This is a genomic window from Nocardia flavorosea NBRC 108225, assembly GCF_001613385.1.
In the GTDB taxonomy this organism is placed as follows: domain Bacteria; phylum Actinomycetota; class Actinomycetes; order Mycobacteriales; family Mycobacteriaceae; genus Nocardia; species Nocardia flavorosea.
Map to the genome: position 1 here is coordinate 1 of NZ_BDCG01000040.1, position 2,003 is coordinate 2,003.

General features: G+C 67.7%; 1 protein-coding gene. It reads left to right on the forward strand.

Annotated elements, in window-relative coordinates; genetic code table 11:
- Nucleotides 1–1,801, forward strand: a 1,801-nt coding sequence (locus tag NFL01S_RS33465) for an FtsK/SpoIIIE domain-containing protein (RefSeq protein WP_218019658.1), incomplete at its 5' end; no start/stop codon positions are given.
- Nucleotides 1,802–2,003: the final 202 nt, after the last annotated feature.

Below are 2,003 nucleotides of genomic sequence, written 5' to 3' on the forward strand. Positions count from 1 at the left end.
GGGGCGAAGCGAGGTGGGCAACATGGGCAACGGCATGAACCAGGTGAGCAAGGCGAGTTCGTCGGGCGGGGCTCTCGTCGTGGCCGGAGTGGTCAGCGTGCCGGTCGTGACCTTCGGTGGGATGGTCTCCTATTTCACGCTGGAGAACATGGGCGTCAATGGCTGGACCGGTCCGGCCGGGCTGGTCGGTGCCGCGGGAACCGTCGCCGGTCTCATCGTGTGGTCGAAGGTGGCCCGCAACCGTGCCGAGCGGCGCGCGATCGAACAGGCATACGCCGCGCGGTTGCGGTGGCTCTCGCAGTTCCCCGAGCGCACCCAGTACGCGATCGATATCCTGACCGACCCGTTCCAGGCCGCGCTGATGTGGACCCACCCGCGCGTCGGTATCGGCATCGCGCCGAACCCGAACACCGGGTTCCCCGGCACCTTCCCGACTCTGGTCCCGGGACAGGATCCGGGCCACCACCCCGACAACGGCATTCGGGAATCCCATCTCGGCGCGCGGGTGCGGCTGCTGCTCCCGCCGGGCCCCTCGGCCAACGACGTACGTCTGCGGCTGGACAATATCGCCGCGTCGCTGCGGGTGCCCAAGGTGCGCCTGGTGGCCGCGGACGGTGAGGTGGTCTCCCTGGAGCTGGAGGTGCGCAACCCGCTGCGGACCTCGGTACGGCTGGAGGCTCCCGACGCGTCTCCGGTGAACCTGAAGGCCGTGCGGGTCGGTATGCGCGACGACGGGCAGCACCACCACATGGCGGTGTGGAGTACTCACATCTTCCTGGCCGGTCTGACCGGCTCCGGTAAGTCCGGTGTGCTGTGGTCGCTCATCGCCGGGGTCGCTCCGGACGTGAAGGCCGGCCGCGTGGAGCTGCACGTGATCGATCTGAAGTTCGGTGCCGAGATGGGCGCGGGTGACCGGTTGTTCGCCGCGTTCGCGTGGCAGGTCCCGCAGGCCATTGCGATCCTTGAGAACCTGGTCCGCAAGATGGAGGCCCGGGCGAATCCGGTCCGTGAGCACGCGATGCGCACCGGTGAGGCGGCACGCGAGTTCGTCCCGGAGCCGGGCAACCCTCAGATTCTGCTGATCATTGACGAGATTCTGGACCTGCTGAAGATCTCCGGTGACCTGAAGATCAAGCCGAACATCTCGTTCGAGGGCATGGAGGCCAAGGAAACCACCGTGGCCAAGTACGCCGCGCGGCTGCTGCTCTCGCTGCTCTCGCGCGCCCGTGCGTTCGGTATCACGGTGCTGGTCGCCACGCAGAACGCCGCGAAAGAGGTGTTCGAGCTGTTGCGCGACATGTTCCCGATGATGGTCGGACTCCGGCAGGCATCCCAGCAGCAGGAGCTCATGGTGTTCGGGCCGGGCGCATCCGAGCGCGGTGTCGCCGCGACCGATATCAAGTCCGATGAGCAGGGCATTGCCTATATCGACTCGCCGGAAGAGGGCGGTATGGCGATCCGGGCCCGCTTCTACCGGGTGACCAACGAGGACATCAAACAGTTGGTGCGGATCTTCGGCCGTCCGGCTGATGCCCCGCGGCCGGTGCTGCCCTCGCTGGGACTGCCGGAGGACGAGGAGCAGAAGAAGACCAACGTGGTCGAACTGCGCCGCGACGACCAGGAGCAGGGCCAGCAGCAGACCCCGCCGGCCGAAGCCGAGGAGCACAAGCCGGGCCGGTGCCGGTTCTGTGGTTCGGAGATCCAGCAGACCCCCGGCGGCCGTCCGGCGCTCTACTGCCCCGGCACCGACCACCGCGCCCGATACAACCGCCTGAAGCGGAAGCTCGCCCAGGGTGAGTGACCGGCCCGACCCCGGGCCGGTCCCATCCCCGGCCCCAGACCACCACACCCATTACGCGCATACGCGTATAAGAAACGGAGTAACCGACATGACCACCACCACCGACCCCGTTATCGTCGCTCCCATGAACCGGACCGGCGTCGCACTGTGGACCCCCAACGGCCCCCGGATCGTCCACACCGAGGGAGACACCTCCCCCGTG